Here is a 16,160-nt window from a genome sequence, read left to right as displayed (position 1 = left end):
GGGTGCCGTAAAGGTCAGGGAATGACCAGTTGACTATGGAAAGATGAGCCCATGAGACCACATGCGCGCAGGGTTGCCGCGCCCAAGGCCGTTCAGGCCGCCGCGGTGCGCGCCAACCGTGCAGGCGACGACGTCCCCTACGCACTGCGCGTCAGTGCATCCTGGGCCTGGCGGCTTGGTGTAGTACTGATCGTCAGTGCCGGGCTGGTGTGGCTGCTCGGACACTTCTCCCTGCTGATTATCCCGCTGATGATCGCAGCCCTCCTTGCCGGGCTGCTTGCTCCGATCAGCTCATGGCTGCGCCGGAACAAGGTTCCCTCGGGCCTTGCCGTTGCCGTCACGATCGTCTCTTTCCTCGGCCTCATTGTTGCGGCGTTGACCCTAGTGGGCCGGCAGCTCGCCCTGGGTTTCCGTAATCTCTGGGACGAGGTGAGCGCAGGTTTCGACCAGGTCCAGGGCTGGCTGGTAGACGGCCCGCTCAGGGTCACCTCAACCCAAATCGACGAGCTGATCAACGAGGCGACGTCCGCCCTGCAGGACAACACCGGCAGCATCCTCTCCGGGGCCGTGAGCGTTGGCGCCAGTGCCGGGCACTTTGCGGCCGGAATCCTCCTGACACTGTTCGCACTGGTCTTCTTCCTGCTCGACGGGCGCAAGATCTGGCGGTTCACCGTAGGACTGATGCCGCGGCGGGCCCGGCCTGCAGCGTTCGGCGCAGGAATGCGCGGCTGGGAATCCATGACCAACTACGTCCGCGTCCAGCTGGTGGTGGCGTTCATCGACGCCGTCGGCATCGGCGGAGGTGCGGCGCTGATTGGCGTGCCGCTGGCGCTTCCCCTGGCGGTCCTGGTATTCCTGGGCTCCTTCATCCCGCTCATCGGTGCATTCGTCACCGGTGGTATTGCCGTGCTCCTGGCGCTGGTCGCCAACGGCTGGCCAAACGCCGTCGTAATGCTGATCATCGTGCTGGTGGTCCAGCAGATCGAATCCCACATCCTCCAGCCGCTGATCATGGGCAAGGCAGTCTCCCTGCATCCCCTGGCAGTTATCCTTGCCGTTACCGGCGGCAGCCTCGTTGCAGGCATCCCCGGCGCACTCTTCGCCGTTCCCCTGATGGCTATCCTGAACGCCACCGTGCGCTACATCGCCGGCCGGCAGTGGGAACAGGACCCGCTGCTCCAGCGGGACGCCGAGTTCGGGCCGCCGGGCTCGGCACCTCCGGAGCCCGGGGGAGAAGAGGAAGAGGAGGACCTTGCCCTCCTCCGTCCCGGCTCAGACCAGGACAAAGAACCAACCGCAACCACAGAAGAGAACCCACGTTGACCGATTCACCCCAGCTGCCGGTAACCCTTGACGACATCCACGCGGCCGCAAAGCTGCTGGACGGGGTTATTGCCCACACTCCCATTGAGCAGTCCCGGGCGCTGGGACGGCTCACCGGGTCCGAGGTCTACCTCAAGTGCGAGAACCTCCAGCGGGCCGGGTCCTTTAAGGTGCGCGGTGCCTACGTACGGATGGCAAAGCTCAGCGAGGAACAGAAGGCGCGCGGGGTCGTGGCCGCTTCGGCAGGCAACCACGCCCAGGGCGTCGCCGTTGCCGCAGCACGGCTGGGTATCAAGGCCCGGATTTTCATGCCCCTGGGAGTTGCCCTTCCCAAGCTCGCGGCCACGCAGGGCCACGGCGCCGAGGTGGTGCTGCACGGCCACAACGTGGACGAAGCACTCGCTGAGGCCCAGCGCTACGCCGACGAAACCGGTGCCGTGTTTGTCCACCCCTTCGACAACGTGGACATCGTGGCGGGACAGGGAACCCTCGGCCTGGAACTGCTGGAGCAGATCCCCAACCTGGACACCGTGCTGATGGGTGTCGGCGGCGGCGGCCTGCTGGCCGGCGTCGCCGTCGCCATCAAGGAACGTGCCAGGGAGCTGGGCCGCGAAGTGCGGATCATCGGCGTCCAGGCGGAGAACGCCGCAGCCTACCCGCCCTCCCTCGCGGCGGATGCCCTGGTGCCGCTGAGTAAGGTCTCCACCATCGCCGACGGCATCGCCGTGGGCCGGCCGGGACAGCTCCCCTTCTCGATCATCAAGGAACTGGTCGACGACGTCGTTACGGTCAGCGAGGATTCGCTGGCACGTGCCCTGATCTTCCTGCTGGAACGCGCCAAGCTGGTGGTCGAACCCGCCGGTGCGGTTGGTGTCGCAGCGCTGCTCGACGGAAAAATCCAGAACCCCGGCAACACTGCAGTGATCCTCTCGGGCGGAAACATCGATCCGATGCTTATGCTGAAAGTGATCCAGCGCGGCCTCGCGGCCGCCGGCCGCTACCTGGTTGTGCGGATGCTGCTGGATGACCGTCCGGGCTCGCTGGCCACGATTTCACGGATCATCGCGGAATCGGACGCCAACGTCACCGGAGTGGACCACACCAGGGTTGGAGGATCGATCAGCATGGGCGACGTGGCAATCACCATCAACATGGAAACCAAGGGCCATGAGCACTGTGAGAAGGTTCTGCAGAACCTGCGGGCCGAAGGCTTCCACCCCGTAGTCCTCCACGGATAGCCATGAAGCAGCGGGCGAAGAGCGCACTGGTCCTTGCCGCCTGCCTTACCGCGGGCCTGTGGATCATCTATTTCCTGACCCTGCCCTTCCAGTCCACGCTGCTGCCCGGCCTGGGAATCCTGCCCCGGCAGCTCCAGGGCCTGGACGGGATCCTGTTTGCCCCGCTGCTGCACGCCGGGACCGGGCACCTCATCAGCAACTCCCTGCCGCTGCTGGCGTTCGCTTTCCTCGTGCTGCTGGAAGGCCTGCGCCGTTTCGGGGCGGTGCTGGCGATCTGCTGGCTCGCGTCCGGGATCGGGGTGTGGCTCTTTGGCGGGGGACTGACCATCGGCGTCTCCGGCGTCGTGTTCGGCCTGTTCGCCTATCTGATGGTCCGCGGCTTCTACAACCGGGACCTCATGCAGATCCTGCTGGGCGGGGCGCTCTTCCTGATCTACGGCTCGCTGCTGTGGGGCGTGCTGCCGACGGCCGCCGGAGTGTCCTGGCAGTCCCACCTTTTCGGCGCGGCCGGGGGAGTGGTAGCCGCAATCCTTCTGCGGCGGCCAAGGACGGGACCGCAAACCGGCCCGGAAAACAGGAACGGGCCCGCCGGCTGGCGGACCCGTTCCTGAGAAACCGTCGTCTGGCTTAGCCGGTGTACGGAGTGGCGGACACGATCTCCACGGAGATGCTCTTGCCGTTGGGTGCAGTGTAGGCCGTTGATTCGCCGGCGCGCAGGCCGTTGATGGCGGCGCCCAGGGGTGACTTCTCGCTGTAGACATCGATGTCACTGTCACCGGCGATTTCACGGCTGCCAAGCAGGAACCGCTCAACGTCTCCGGCGATCCTGGCTTCCACCAGCATGCCGGGTTCCACCACGCCGTCGTCTGCCGGAGCCTCGCCGACGTGCGCATTCTCGAGCAGCTGCGTCAGCTGGCGGATGCGGGCTTCAGCCTTGCCCTGCTCCTCCTTCGCTGCATGGTAGCCGCCGTTCTCCTTCAGGTCGCCTTCAGAGCGCGCCTGCTCGATGCGGGCTACGATCTCAGTCCGGCCCGGGCCGGAAAGGTGGTCCAGCTCCGCCTTCAGGCGGTCGTAAGACTCTTGGGTGAGCCAGGCGACAGATGCGCTGTTGGTAGACACGGGTCTCTCCTTATATGACATCCGAACCCGGGAAGAGGGTTCGGCTTGGCTGAAATTGCGCGAAGGCTGGATGGCCTTACAAGCAAAGACCCCGCCGGACGGTGACCGGTTTGCTCGGATTTGATCCGGCGATCACCTGGGCGGGGCATAACGTAGCCTCCATACTAGTCAGCGGGAGGCATAAACCCAAGACATGCGGACCGGCATTCTCCCCGGCGCGTAACCGGCTGCGGAAAACGGCTAGGAATCCTGCTCCACGATCCAACACGCGTTGACTCCGCCGGTGACGCCCAGGGAATCAGTCCTGACCGAGGTACTCAGGGACACCGTGGGGTCTTCCGACGGCGGGATACGCACAGTCTTCCATCCGACCACCGCGTAGCTGTCGCTCAGAACCTGGACAGCGCAGTCCACCGTGGCCTCCGCGGGCTTGGTGACATTGAAGTCGACGACGGCGGACGTCGCATCCGGGATGGTGAAACCGACATCCTTGGAGGTCAGGGTTCCCGCTCCGGAAGGAATGGCCATGAAAACCACGGCACCGATGGCCGCGGCGCCTGCCAGCGAGCCCAGGACAATCTTGGTGCGGGCACTCAGCCCCGGCTTGGGTGCGCCATACCGATTGGCTAATCTTGATTCGGACGACAGACCGTCCGCTGGGCGCTCGGAAGCCGGTACACCGGCAGTGCTATCCCCAGTATGATCCGGAATGCTGTCCTTAGTGCTCACTGTTTCATTTTATCGAACATTCTTGTCGGCGCGATCCGCCGGCTGTCAGGAGTAACCGCGTTGTCCAGCGAAACCAATTCACTGCCCGGAGAACTGCGCCTGCTGGCGGTTCACGCCCACCCCGATGACGAGGCCAGCAAGGGCGCGGCCACCATGGCGTCCTACGCGGCCCAGGGTGCGCGCGTCATGGTTGCCACCTGCACGGGCGGGGAGCGCGGCGACGTGCTCAATCCTGCCGCCGCAGACGTCCCCGCTGCCAAGCGGGACCTCGCCGGACTGCGGCGCACCGAAATGGCAGCATCCCAGGCTGCCCTGGGCATTGAACACCGCTGGCTCGGCTTCATGGACTCGGGGCTCCCGGAAGGGGACCCGCTGCCCGAGCTTCCCGCCGGCTGCTTCGCGCTGCGACCGCTTGAAACGGCGGCTGCTCCGCTGGTGAAGCTGGTCCGTGAGTTCCGCCCCCATGTGATCATCAGCTACGACGAAAATGGCGGTTACCCCCATCCGGACCACATCATGGCGCACAAGGTTGCGGTGGAAGCCTTCCACGCTGCCGGCGACGCCGCGAAGTACCCCGGCACCGGTGCCCCGTGGGAACCGCTGAAGCTTTACTACGACCGCGGCTTCAATCCGGAACGCTTCCGTGCCCTCCATGATGCGCTGACGAAGGCCGGCCTTGAATCTCCCTACGCGGAACGGCTTGCCGCCTGGCTCGAAGCCGACAGCGAGGGCCACCAGCCTCCGGCACCGCTGCATCCCACCACCACGCAGATTGACTGCGGAGAGTACTTCCCCGTGCGTGACGAGGCGCTGAAGGCACACCGTACCCAGGTTGACCCGGAGGGATTCTTCTTCGCCGTGAGCACTGACCTGCAGCGGCAGGTGTGGCCGTGGGAAGACTATTCGCTGATCGAATCCCGGGTCCCGTCACAGGTGCCTGAAACAGACCTCTTTGCTGGCATACGATAGAGGGTAGATCCGGCGCCCGGTGCGCCGCCTTCTGCCAAGAGAGAGAAACCCCGTGAACCTGCTGTACAGCCTCACCCTCACCGTCACCTCCCCGATCGAGGGAGACCTGAAACCCGGCCTCGAGGAGGGGGACATCACGCCCGGCCTGCTGGGTTTCCTGGCGACGCTGTTCCTGGCCCTGTGCGTAGTGTTCCTGATCCGGGACATGGTCAAGCGGATCCGCCGGGTCCGGTACCGTGCCCAGGTCACCGGTGAAGGCGAGGAGGCGGCCGACGGCGGTCCTGTGGACGGTGCGCCCGAAACGGCCCCGGACACGGTTCCGGCCGACGGAACTGAGCCGCGGCGACCGAGCTCCAACCCGGCAGGATAATCCCCATGGCGGAGCGGCTGAAGAACCAGGCCTCCGCCTACCTGCGCCAGCATGCCGGAAACCCGGTTGACTGGTGGCCGTTCGGCGACGAAGCCTTCGAGGAGGCCCGCCGGAGGGACGTGCCTGTCTTCATCTCCATCGGATACGCTGCCTGCCACTGGTGCCACGTGATGGCGCACGAATCCTTCGAGGACCCTGGGATCGCGCGGATCCTGAACCGGGACTTCGTCAGCATCAAGGTGGACCGGGAAGAACGCCCCGACGTCGACTCCGCCTACATGGCGGCCACGCAGGCACTGACCGGCCAGGGCGGCTGGCCGATGAGTGTTTTCACCCTCCCGGACGGGAGGACCTATTATGCCGGGACCTATTTCCCTCCCCGGCAGCTGCAGGGCACGCCCTCATTCGGCCAGGTGCTTGAGGCAGTGTCCGGGGCCTGGCAGGACCGCCGCAGTGAGGTTGAACGAAGTGCGGAACAGATAGCGGCTCATCTCGCCTCAAACCAGGCAGTCAACCGTAACCTGCTGGGAAACCTCTCTGCCGCGGTGCCGCCTGCGGACGCGGGTGCTGGCTCTGCCGGGGCACTGGACGCTGCCGTCGAGGCACTGGCGGCCGCGGAGGACTCCGAGTACGGCGGATTCGGCGGAGCACCAAAATTCCCGCCCTCACCGCTGCTGCGGTTTCTGCTTGCCCACGCCTCCAGTGGCTCCCTGACGGCCGGCACCGCTGCAGCGCTTGCCGAACGCACCCTCACGGCCATGGCGCTTGGCGGCATCTATGACCACGTAGGCGGCGGGTTTGCCCGGTATGCAGTTGACCGCCGGTGGCAGGTTCCGCATTTCGAAAAGATGCTCTATGACAACGCCCAGCTGCTCCGGATCTACGCGCTCTACTCCCGCCAGGCCGCTACGGCTGACCTGAAGTCGCTGGCGCTGCGGGTGACCAGCGGGACCGCCCGCTGGATGGCAGCAGAGCTGGGAGTGGCCGGAGGAGCCTTCGCGTCCTCCCTTGACGCTGACACCCTGGTGGACGGACAGCGGGTGGAGGGCGCAACCTACGTCTTCACCCGGGCGCAGCTCGAGGCAGTCCTGGGGGCCGGGTCCGCAGCGCTGGACCTGCTGGAGCTCGACGCCGACGACGGCGCGTCGCACCGCCTTCCGGGCAGCACACTCAGGCTCAGGGCTGTACCCGATGAGGCCCAGGCCCGGATCTGGGACGACGCGCGGACGGCGCTGGCGGAGGTACGCTCCCAGCGCCCGCAGCCCGAACGCGACGGAAAGGTGGTGGCGGGATGGAACGGCCTGGCCATCGCCGGGCTGGCAGACGCGGCACTGGCACTGGCCGACGCCGGCCTGGCTGAAGGCTGGATGCTGCCGGCGGCCGAGGCCGCCGCCGGATACCTCCTGGACGTGCACTGGGACGGCAGGACACTGCGCCGGGTTTCAAGCGACGGGCAGGCGCAGGGCATTGAAGGCCTGCTGGAGGACTATGCCGGGGCGGCGGAAGGCCTGTTCGCGCTGTATGCCGCGACGGGCAACACCCGCTGGCACAATGCTGCGCAGGACCTGGCGGCCGCCGCCGTCGAACGTTTCCTGGGACCCGAAGGACTCTCAGACACCGCGCAGGAGCCGGAGCAGATCCGGCAGGCACAGGGCGGATACACCGCCGCCAACCCGCTCGACGACGCGGTTCCCAGCGGAACCGCCCTGCTGGCCGGAGTGCTGCTGAGCTCTTCCTCCTACGGCGGGCCGGGGCGGCACCGTGAACTTGCGGAAGGTCTCACGGCCCACGTGCGGAGGGCAGGTCCGGCCATTCCGCAGGCCGTGGGATGGTCCATGGCCGTGCAGCGGTTCATCCTGGATGGCCCGAAGGAACTGGCGGTCACGGGCACGGATCCCGACGCCGTTGCGCGGCTGCTTGCCGCAGGCCGCGGCGCGGGCGGTCCGGGACTGGTCATCGCGCACGGGGAAGCGGACGGCGTCGGGCTCCTGCAGGGACGGGAAACACAGGCCCCGGCCCTGGCTTACGTCTGCCGGGGGATGGTGTGCCGCCGCCCGGTGGACACGGTTCCGGAACTCGAGGCAGAGCTGGCCGCAGGCCGCTGATCCGCGAACTGACGCTGCTTATCCCTGGACGGACGTCACGGCCATCAGAATGGCAATGAAATGGCAGGAGAAGCCGGCCAGAGTGAACGCATGGAAGATCTCGTGGAAGCCGAACCAGTTGATGGACGGGTTGGGGCGCTTCATCGCGTAGATCACGGCGCCGGCAATGTAGGCAACCCCGCCGGCGATCACCAGGATGGCGGCGGGCGTATTCACGGCCCAGAAATCAGGAATGTAGAAGACGGCAGCGCAGCCCAGGGCAATGTAGACCGGTGTGTACAGCCACCGCGGAGCATGCAGCCACAGCAGCCGGAACGCGATCCCCGCCAGGGCGCCGCTCCAGATGACGATCAGCAGCACCACGGCTGTGTCCCGCGGCAGAAGTGACCAGGCCAGGGGCGTGTAGGACCCGGCAATCACCAGCATGATGTTCGTGTGGTCCAGCCGCTTCAGGACCGTCTTCACCTTCGGGCTCCAGTTGCCGCGGTGGTAGACGGCCGAGACGCCGAAGAGCAGGATGCCGGTGAGGGCGTACACCGCGGAGGCGATCCGCGTGCCGGGGGTCGGGGCAAGGGCAACCAGGACTATGCCCGCGGCGAGGGCTAGGGGCGCTGCGCCGGCGTGCAGCCAGCCTCGCAGGCGCGGTTTGATCTCAAGGGCATCAGCCACGGTTTCCACTGCCGATTCCAGCGGCCCCGGCGCTTGGCGGGACTCCGGATACTGCTGCACGGGTACTCGTTCCGGGAATGAACTCATGCGCCAATCCTAACTTACGATCCGGTAGGTTACCTGACGGTAGCCGCGGCTCGGCTGCTGCCTGCACGGCAGGGGAGCCGGTGCGCGGTAGCCTTAAGCAGAGAAGCCCCCGCGCTCCGCAGAACCCCGATCAGACTGATAGGCAGGTGAGTCACCCGTGCGCTTTCCCGGTGTGGTTTACGCCTATTATGAGCGGCGCCTGCGCCGCAGCCTGGTCAAGGACCGCATTCCTGAACACATCGGCGTCATGGTTGACGGCAACCGCCGCTGGGCGAAGCTTGCCGGGGCTCCGACGTCGGACGGCCACCAGGCCGGGGCGGACAAGATCCTTGAGTTCCTGGGCTGGTGCGAGGAACTCGGTGTGCGGGTCGTGACCCTGTACATGCTCTCCACGGACAACCTTAACCGTGATCCGGATGAGTTGGAGCCGCTGCTGGGGATTATCGCCAACACCCTGGACCGGCTGGGGGAGAAGGGCGACCTCCGCGTCCAGCCCGTGGGCGCCCTGGATATCCTTCCCCATGAACTCACATGCCAGCTCGAGCGTCTCGGCGAGTCGACGGCGGCGGCAACCGGTCTGCACGTAAACGTCGCGATCGGCTACGGCGGCCGGCGGGAAATCGTGGACGCGGTCAAGGAACTGCTGCGGGACGCACAGGCCCAGGGCAAACCGATCGAGGCAATCACCGCCGAGCTGAGCGACGCACAGATCTCCGAATACCTGTACACCCGCGGCCAGCCGGACCCGGAACTGGTGATCCGCACCTCCGGCGAACAGCGCCTCTCCGGCTTCCTGATGTGGCAGAGCGCCTACAGCGAGTTCTACTTCTGCGAGGCCCTCTGGCCGGATTTCCGCCGGGTCGACTTCCTGCGCGCCCTGCGGGACTACGCCAGCCGCCAGCGACGTTTCGGGTCCTAACCGGTACAACCCGCGATGCTGACGCACACCCGCTCGGAAATTGCCCTGGCCTCCGGCCTGGCCTGGACAGCCGGCTACGTCGACGCCGTCGGCTTCCTCCATCTGGGCGGATACTTCGTCTCCTTCATGACCGGCAATTCAACGCGGGCAGGCGCTTCCGTGGCTGACCTGTCGCTCAGCGGGTTCCTGCAGGCCTTCGGCCTCATTGCCGCATTCTTCCTTGGCGTAGTAGCGGCTTCCTCCCTGCGCCGGATCCTGCACCGGCACCGCCGTCCGGCCATCTGCAGCGTGTCCGCCGCTGTCCTCGGAGCCGCGTGGGCCAGCACGGCAGTGCCGGGGGCGGAATGGATGCTGGCACCGGCGCTGGCAGGTTCAATGGGACTGCTCAATGCGGTTTTCGAGCGGGGCGGAGAAGTCTCGATCGGCATTACCTACATGACGGGCACCCTGGTCAAGTTGGGACAAAAGGTAACGGCTGTGCTCTTCGGGGAACGCGGAAACGGCTGGCACCGTTACCTGCTGCTCTGGTCCGCGCTGACGCTTGGTTCACTCTGCGGAGGTGCCGGATACCTGCTGCTGGGACTCACCGCCCTCGGGCCGGCAATCGTTGCCCTCACCGCGGCAGCAGCGGCGTCGTGGGGGCATCCCGGGCACCTCCACGGCTAGCCCGGACGGCAGAAGAGTCAGGACCGTAAACAGGCAGTGAACAACTCGAACTCCTTCGTGTCCCTGTGCCGCGTGGCACGCGTGGGGGCGTAGCTTGTACGTATCGATCAGCCCCATGCTGATGGAACCGGAGGCCGGATGCTCACACGCTGTGTGTTCGCACAGGAGGCCGCAGCCCGGCGTCCCGTGCCGGCCTGCGGAGAAGACACTTCTAGCGATCCGGGGCCTGCGGTCCCTGACTGGAGTTCTACGTGGCCGTAAACAGAACATCCCTGCACGAAGCAGCCGCTGCCGGCGGTCCCCAGGGATTCGTGCTTGACACATCTGTCCTGCTGTCAGACCCGAAGGCAATCCTGCGCTTTGCCGAACACGAGGTCATCCTGCCGCTGGTGGTCATCAGCGAACTGGAGGGAAAACGCAACGATCCCGAACTCGGCTATTTTGCCCGGACCGCCCTGCGCCTGCTTGATGACCTGCGGGTACGGCACGGCGGGCTGGACAGGCCGGTGCCGATCGGCGACGCCGGTGGAACCCTGCGGGTGGAACTGAACCACGTTTCCCTGGAAGTACTGCCCCTGGGCATCCGGGGATCGGAGAATGACAACCGGATCCTCGCCGTGGCGCGGAACCTCGCCGACGAAGGCCGCACCATCACGGTGGTTTCAAAGGACCTGCCGCTGCGTGTGAAAGCCGCTGCCGTGGGGCTGACAGCTGACGAGTACCGCAACGAACTGGTCCGGGACACCGGCTGGACGGGTATGGCAGAAATCGAAACCGGCGACTCGGAGGTCAGCGCCCTCTACGACCAGCAGTCCGTGTTCATCCCCGAAGCAGCGGACCTGCCGGTCAATACCGGGCTGGTGCTGCTTTCCGGCAGGTCATCCGCGCTTGGCCGGCTGGGCGCGGACAAGCAGGTGAGGCTGGTCCGCGGAGACAGGGACGTCTTTGGCCTGCACGGCCGGTCAGCCGAACAGCGGCTGGCCATCGACATGCTCATGGACCCGGAAGTCGGCATCGTTTCGCTGGGCGGACGGGCCGGCACCGGTAAATCCGCGCTGGCACTGTGTGCCGGGCTGGAGGCCGTCCTGGAACGCCGGGAACACCGCAAAGTGGTGGTCTTCCGGCCGCTGTACGCGGTTGGGGGCCAGGAGCTCGGGTACCTGCCCGGAAGCGAAGCGGACAAGATGGGCCCCTGGGGCCAGGCGGTCTTCGACACCCTGGAAGCCCTGGTTTCCCGGGAAGTAGTGGAAGAGATCCTGGACCGGGGCATGCTGGAAGTCCTGCCGCTAACCCACATCCGCGGGCGCTCGCTGCATGACAGCTTCGTGATCGTTGATGAGGCACAGTCGCTGGAGAAGAACGTGCTGCTGACCGTGCTGTCGCGTATTGGCCAGAACTCGAAGGTAGTCCTGACTCACGACGTCGCGCAGCGGGACAACCTCCGGGTGGGCCGCCACGACGGCGTCGCCGCAGTAGTGGAAACGCTCAAGGGCCACCCGCTCTTTGGCCACATGACGCTCACCCGCTCAGAAAGGTCGCCAATCGCCGCCCTCGTGACGGACCTGCTGGAAGAGGGGGCGATCGGCTAGCCCGTCCACAGGTGCACCGCCCTGCGGTACGCCGGCCGGCGCCGTCGCGTACCGTAGGGCGCATGTGGGGGATCCTGGGGGAGTACTGGAGCGGTCCGCGGCTGTCCTGGCTGCTGCTGGCGGTGGCGCTCGGCTATCTGGTGGCACTGGCATGGAAGCTGACCGTCGCGGACCTTCGGACACGCCGCCTGCCGGACCGGCTGGTGTTGCCGGCCTATCCGGTTTCCGCGCTGTTCCTGGGTGCGGCTGCGTTGGTCGCCGGAGATCCGGGGCGACTGGTGGGCATGGCACTCGGCGGGGTGCTGCTGCTGGGCGGGTATTTCCTGCTGCGGATAGCTTCGCCGTCCGGCCTGGGACTGGGCGATGTGAAGCTGGCGGGCGTGCTGGGACTGTACCTGGGGTTTGCCGGGTGGGGCGCGCTGCTCGCGGGAGCCGCGGCAGGGTTCGTGCTCGGCGGCCTGTGGGGCCTGGGACTGGTGCTCTCCCGCCGCGGCACGGGCAAGTCCCGGATTGCGTTTGGCCCGTTTATGCTCGCCGGTGCTTTGCTGGCGCTCGCAGTGCCTGGCCTACAGTAGAACCATGCCCACACCGGACTTCATCCTTTCCCTGCGCGAAAAAGTGGGCCATGACCTGCTGTGGCTTCCCGGGGTGGCCGCCGTCGTCTTCAACCCGGCAGGAGAAGTGCTTCTTTGCCGCCGGACGGACAACGGCCGCTGGACCCTCATCACTGGCATCCTGGAGCCCGGCGAAGAACCCGGCCCCGGGCTCCTGCGGGAAGTGGAAGAAGAGACCGGCGTGCAGGCCCGGCTCGAGCACCTCATCCACGTTGGCACCACGGACCCGATCATGTTCCCCAACCAGGACCGCTGCCAGTTCCTGAACCTGGTGTTCCGGTGCGCCTGGGTTGCGGGAAGCGCCCGGGTGAACGACGACGAGTCCACCGACGTGGGCTGGTTCGCCGTCGATGAGCTCCCGGACCTCAACCCCCGGCACCGGATGCTTGTTGACTTGGCGCGAAGCTCCACCGGGGTGCCGGTCTTCGAGGTCTAGGAACCCGCAAACCCAGCCACGACAGGGAAAGGCCCCGGGATAATTCCCGGGGCCTTTCCCTGATGCTGGGATCTTTTCCAAATGCGGGGGTCTTTCCCTGATGCTGGGGCTAGCGCTGGTGTGGTGCCTGCTCCGAGGGACTGTCAGCCGGTTCCGTGTCCGGTGCAGGGGGAGTGGCCGGGGACGAGCCCGTGCCTGACGCCGCGCCCGCGCCTGCCGCGCCTGCCGCGCCCGCGCCTCCCGCGCCCGCACCTGACTCCGCGCCCGTACCTGACGCGGCGGCGAGCCGCTCAGCCTCGAGCCGGTCCGCTTCGGCTCCGCCCACGGCTTCACCACGCGCCACCATGCCCGCGACATCTGAGAGCGGAATCTCCTTCAGGAAGAAGGCGAGGATGAGTGCCAGTGCCAGGAACGGCACCAGGTACCAGAAGACCGGGGCGAGGGACTCAGCATAGGCGTTAACGATTCCGTCCCGGATGGGTTCGGGCAGGGCAGCCATTGCAGCCGGCTGGAGGGTTGCCGTCGCCTCGCCGGCGGCAGCGGCGTCGAACCCGGCGCCCTCGAAGACACCCATGAGGTTTTCCGAGAGACGGGTGGTGAACATTGCACCGAAGATGGCCACGCCGAGGGAGGCGCCAACCTCGCGGAAGTAGTTGTTGGAGGACGTCGCGGTGCCGATCTGGTCCACCGGTACGGAGTTCTGCACGACCAGGACCACCACCTGCATGATCAGGCCTAGTCCGGCACCGAACACGAACAGCTGGGTGCAGATCACCCAGACGGGCGTCTGCGCGGTCAGCATGGTCATCCACAGAAGGGCTGCCAGGACCAGGACGGCGCCGGAGATCGGGTACTTTTTGTACCGGCCGGTCTTGGTGATGGCCAGGCCGGACCAGATGGAGGTACCCATCATGCCCACCATCATGGGCAGCATGAGCAGGCCGGATGCCGCGGCGGAGGTGCCGGTGGACATCTGCAGGAAGGTCGGGACGAAGGCCAGCGCCGCGAACATGCCCATGCCCAGGGTGAAACCGATTGCGGTGCTGTTCACGAAGATCGGGTTCTTGAACAGGCTCAGCGGAATGATCGGATCCTCGGCCCGGCGCTCGGCCATCACAAAGGCGAAGGCTGCCGCCAGCAGTCCGGCGCCGAAGGCGAGCGTCAGCGGATCGGTCCAGCCGCGGTCTGCGTCGCCGCCGAAGTCGGTGAAGAAGATCAGGCAGGCCGTGGCGATGGACAGCAGGACTACCCCGGGGAGGTCGATGCGTTTCTGGGCCTTCTTGCTGGGCAGGGTGAGGGTGAAGAACGCGATCAGGAACGCGGCGATGCCAATGGGAATGTTGATGTAGAACGCCCACTGCCAGGTCATGTGGTCAACAAAGAAGCCGCCCAGCAGGGGGCCGGCAACGGCGGAAAGGCCGAAGATGCCGCCCAGGGGACCCATGTACTTGCCGCGTTCGTTGGCCGGAACAATGTCCGCAATGATCGCCTGGGAGAGGATCATCAGGCCGCCGCCGCCCAGGCCCTGGATGGCGCGGAACAGGACGAACATCCAGAAGTCCGTGGCGAAGGCAGCGCCCACGGATGCCAGGGTGAACAGGGCAATGGCAAAGAGGAACAGGTTGCGCCGGCCCAGGACGTCGCCGAACTTGCCATAGATCGGCATCACGATGGTGGTGGCCAGCAGGTAGGCGGTGGTAATCCAGGTCTGGTGCTCCACGCCGCCTAGCTCGCCCACGATTGTGGGCATGGCAGTGGAGACAATCGTCTGGTCCAGGGATGAAAGGAGCATGCCCGCAATAAGGGCGGAGAAGATGATCCAGATCCGTTTCTGGGTCAGCAGCAGCGGTCCGGAGGATCGCGCGGCAGTGGTGGTCATGGCAGGTCCTTGCTGGAAGTGAGGGGAGTAAAGGAAGAAAAAGCGGCCCGGGCCGGTTCGACGGCGGAGGTGAGGACCGCGCGGTAACTGCGGGAGTTGCCGGGATCGAAGAATTCGGGGACGGCCCGCTGGAGCAGGGCCGAGAAGACCGTGGCAACGGCCGTTACCTCCGGGTCCGTGGGGTCACGGTGTTCCCGCAGGGCGATGAGGCGGCATAGGCGTTCGTCCGCTTCCCGGTTCCCCTGCATCAGTTTGAAGACCAGCCGGGGTTCCGTGTTCAGGGCATCCTTGAACTGGGCGAGCTCTGCGCGGGAAACCGCCATCGACTCCATGTGGGCCACGGCGAGGTCCACCAGGTCCCTGAGCAGTGTTGGCGAAAGCCCCGGCCCGGCTGAGCCCGCCGCGATGAACGGTTCGGTGAGCTCCTCCGGCAGGGCAGCGGGGGCGCCGAGGACGGCGTCTTCCTTGGCAGGGAAGTAGTTGAAGAAGGTGCGCCGCGAAATGCCCACCTGCTCACAGAGTTCCTCCACCGTGAACCCTGCCAAGCCGTGTTCGGCGGTGAGGGCCCGCGCCGCGCTGGTGATGGCGCTGTGCGTTGCTGCCCGCTTGCGCTCACGGAGGCCGCCGTCTGAACTTGCACTATTTGTCACGAAGTAAACTTTTGCACGATTAGCACATAAGTGCAAAACAGTTGGGTTTCAGCGCCTGTTTGTGTGCTCACCCGTTGCTGGTGGGGTGCTGCCGGAACGGGCCCTCCCACGCCGTGGTGCTCCTGTTGCCGGTATGGTCCGGCGGGAACGGGCGTTCCCAGGTCTTGGTGCTCATGTTGCTGGTGGGGTGCTGGTGGAACCGGGGCTCCCACGCCTTGGTGCTCCTGTTACTGGTGTTCCTTGTTGCATCCGGCGTTCCCGCTCATCGTTGCTCCTGTTGCTGGTGGGGTGCTGGTGGAACCGGGGCTCCCACGCCTTGGTGCTCCTGTTACTGGTGTTCCTTGTTGCATCCGGCGTTCCCGCTCATCGTTGCTCCTGTTGCTGGTGTTCCTCCTTGCATCCGGCATTCTCACTCGTCGTTACTGCTGGCAATTAGTGGGACCTCAGATGTGCACGCGTGTAACAGGGACTGGGAACGGCGGGTTGCCCGGCTTTCTCACGCGTAGGCGATCCCTGTCATTGAGGCCTCCGCTGGTATCGACGTTCGCTCAACCTGGGGCCCGTGTTGCCGGCGGGGTCTGGCCGGACCCGGCATTCCCAGGTCCTGATGCTCGTGTTGCTGGTGGGGTGCTGGTGGAACCCGCGTTCCCACCCATCGTTGCTCCTGATGCTGGTGTGCCTCTTTACATTCGGCATTCCCACTCGTCGATACTGCTGGCAATTAGTGTGACCCCAGTAGTCCACGCGTGTAACAGGGACTGGGAACGGCGGGTTGCCCGGCTTTTCGCACGCGTAGGC

Annotated in this window: 16 protein-coding genes; 11 read left to right on the top strand and 5 right to left on the bottom strand. The window is 66.1% G+C overall.

Annotated features, from left to right (window positions below):
* Window positions 1-51 precede the first annotated feature (51 nt).
* From GD628_RS11250 to GD628_RS11240, 3 genes are read left to right on the top strand one after another with little or no spacing between them, the layout of a single operon-like run.
* Window positions 52-1,323, top strand: coding sequence for an AI-2E family transporter (locus GD628_RS11250; protein WP_152274776.1), 1,272 nt, complete (start codon window positions 52-54; stop codon window positions 1,321-1,323).
* Window positions 1,320-2,561, top strand: a complete 1,242-nt coding sequence (gene ilvA, locus GD628_RS11245) for a threonine ammonia-lyase (protein ID WP_091606790.1) — start codon at window positions 1,320-1,322, stop codon at window positions 2,559-2,561. Before GD628_RS11250 ends, ilvA begins: the two co-directional genes overlap by 4 nt.
* Before the next feature lie 2 nt (window positions 2,562-2,563).
* Window positions 2,564-3,172 carry a rhomboid family intramembrane serine protease gene (locus GD628_RS11240; RefSeq protein WP_091606787.1) on the top strand — a complete coding sequence of 203 codons (609 nt, stop codon included), beginning with the start codon at window positions 2,564-2,566 and terminating at the stop codon, window positions 3,170-3,172.
* A gap of 16 nt (window positions 3,173-3,188) precedes the next feature.
* Here GD628_RS11240 and greA read toward each other — a convergent pair whose 3' ends face one another.
* Window positions 3,189-3,701, bottom strand: coding sequence for a transcription elongation factor GreA (gene greA / locus GD628_RS11235; protein WP_152274775.1), 513 nt, complete (start codon window positions 3,699-3,701; stop codon window positions 3,189-3,191).
* 219 nt (window positions 3,702-3,920) lie between these two features.
* Complete coding sequence (locus tag GD628_RS11230; protein ID WP_226802496.1) at window positions 3,921-4,409, bottom strand: DUF4307 domain-containing protein; 489 nt, start codon at window positions 4,407-4,409, stop codon at window positions 3,921-3,923.
* A gap of 60 nt (window positions 4,410-4,469) precedes the next feature.
* On the opposite strand from GD628_RS11230, the gene mca reads away from it, so the two are divergent.
* The 3 genes from mca to GD628_RS11215 are packed head-to-tail and all read left to right on the top strand — an operon-like array spanning window position 4,470 to window position 7,853.
* Entirely contained in the window at window positions 4,470-5,378 is a 909-nt protein-coding gene (gene mca / locus GD628_RS11225) for a mycothiol conjugate amidase Mca (protein ID WP_226802495.1), read from the top strand.
* Window positions 5,379-5,430: 52 nt separating this feature from the next.
* Window positions 5,431-5,748, top strand: a complete 318-nt coding sequence (locus GD628_RS11220) for a hypothetical protein (protein WP_091606778.1) — start codon at window positions 5,431-5,433, stop codon at window positions 5,746-5,748.
* Between the two features lie 5 nt (window positions 5,749-5,753).
* Entirely contained in the window at window positions 5,754-7,853 is a 2,100-nt protein-coding gene (locus GD628_RS11215) for a thioredoxin domain-containing protein (RefSeq protein ID WP_152274773.1), read from the top strand.
* An 18-nt stretch (window positions 7,854-7,871) separates the two neighbouring features.
* Here GD628_RS11215 and trhA read toward each other — a convergent pair whose 3' ends face one another.
* Complete coding sequence (gene trhA, locus GD628_RS11210; RefSeq protein WP_152274948.1) at window positions 7,872-8,522, bottom strand: PAQR family membrane homeostasis protein TrhA; 651 nt, start codon at window positions 8,520-8,522, stop codon at window positions 7,872-7,874.
* A gap of 244 nt (window positions 8,523-8,766) precedes the next feature.
* On the opposite strand from trhA, the gene GD628_RS11205 reads away from it, so the two are divergent.
* The 5 genes from GD628_RS11205 (at window position 8,767) to GD628_RS11185 (ending at window position 12,833) form a co-directional block, all read left to right on the top strand.
* Window positions 8,767-9,528 (top strand): isoprenyl transferase, encoded by a 762-nt coding sequence (locus GD628_RS11205; protein ID WP_091606773.1) that lies wholly within the window; start codon window positions 8,767-8,769, stop codon window positions 9,526-9,528.
* Between the two features lie 15 nt (window positions 9,529-9,543).
* Window positions 9,544-10,194: a YoaK family protein gene (locus tag GD628_RS11200; protein WP_152274772.1), complete on the top strand. Its 651-nt coding sequence runs from the start codon at window positions 9,544-9,546 to the stop codon at window positions 10,192-10,194.
* Window positions 10,195-10,445: 251 nt separating this feature from the next.
* On the top strand, window positions 10,446-11,783 hold the full coding sequence (locus tag GD628_RS11195) for a PhoH family protein (protein WP_226802494.1): 1,338 nt from the start codon (window positions 10,446-10,448) through the stop codon (window positions 11,781-11,783).
* 62 nt (window positions 11,784-11,845) lie between these two features.
* The gene (locus tag GD628_RS11190) at window positions 11,846-12,358 is read left to right on the top strand and encodes a prepilin peptidase (protein ID WP_152274770.1); all 513 of its coding nucleotides are present in this window, start codon (window positions 11,846-11,848) and stop codon (window positions 12,356-12,358) included.
* 4 nt (window positions 12,359-12,362) lie between these two features.
* Window positions 12,363-12,833, top strand: coding sequence for an NUDIX hydrolase (locus GD628_RS11185; RefSeq protein WP_152274769.1), 471 nt, complete (start codon window positions 12,363-12,365; stop codon window positions 12,831-12,833).
* A 109-nt stretch (window positions 12,834-12,942) separates the two neighbouring features.
* Here GD628_RS11185 and GD628_RS11180 read toward each other — a convergent pair whose 3' ends face one another.
* Window positions 12,943-14,712: an MDR family MFS transporter gene (locus tag GD628_RS11180; RefSeq protein ID WP_152274768.1), complete on the bottom strand. Its 1,770-nt coding sequence runs from the start codon at window positions 14,710-14,712 to the stop codon at window positions 12,943-12,945.
* Window positions 14,709-15,362: a TetR/AcrR family transcriptional regulator gene (locus tag GD628_RS11175; protein ID WP_176697626.1), complete on the bottom strand. Its 654-nt coding sequence runs from the start codon at window positions 15,360-15,362 to the stop codon at window positions 14,709-14,711. The genes GD628_RS11180 and GD628_RS11175 overlap by 4 nt, the downstream gene beginning before the upstream one ends.
* Window positions 15,363-16,160: the final 798 nt, after the last annotated feature.

It is taken from the genome of Arthrobacter koreensis (assembly GCF_009193255.1).
GTDB classification, from domain to species: Bacteria; Actinomycetota; Actinomycetes; order Actinomycetales; family Micrococcaceae; genus Arthrobacter_B; species Arthrobacter_B koreensis.
Note: the sequence above shows the minus strand (reverse complement) of the source record. Positions and strands in the feature narration are given on the sequence as shown.

Coding starts and splice junctions, on each gene's coding strand:
- GD628_RS11250 (WP_152274776.1), top strand. CDS start 52: ATGAGACCACATGCGCGCAGGGTTGCCGCGCCCAAGGCCGTTCAGGCC.
- GD628_RS11240 (WP_091606787.1), top strand. CDS start 2,564: ATGAAGCAGCGGGCGAAGAGCGCACTGGTCCTTGCCGCCTGCCTTACC.
- greA (WP_152274775.1), bottom strand. CDS start 3,701: ATGTCATATAAGGAGAGACCCGTGTCTACCAACAGCGCATCTGTCGCC.
- GD628_RS11215 (WP_152274773.1), top strand. CDS start 5,754: ATGGCGGAGCGGCTGAAGAACCAGGCCTCCGCCTACCTGCGCCAGCAT.
- GD628_RS11200 (WP_152274772.1), top strand. CDS start 9,544: ATGCTGACGCACACCCGCTCGGAAATTGCCCTGGCCTCCGGCCTGGCC.
- GD628_RS11190 (WP_152274770.1), top strand. CDS start 11,846: ATGTGGGGGATCCTGGGGGAGTACTGGAGCGGTCCGCGGCTGTCCTGG.
- GD628_RS11185 (WP_152274769.1), top strand. CDS start 12,363: ATGCCCACACCGGACTTCATCCTTTCCCTGCGCGAAAAAGTGGGCCAT.
- GD628_RS11180 (WP_152274768.1), bottom strand. CDS start 14,712: ATGACCACCACTGCCGCGCGATCCTCCGGACCGCTGCTGCTGACCCAG.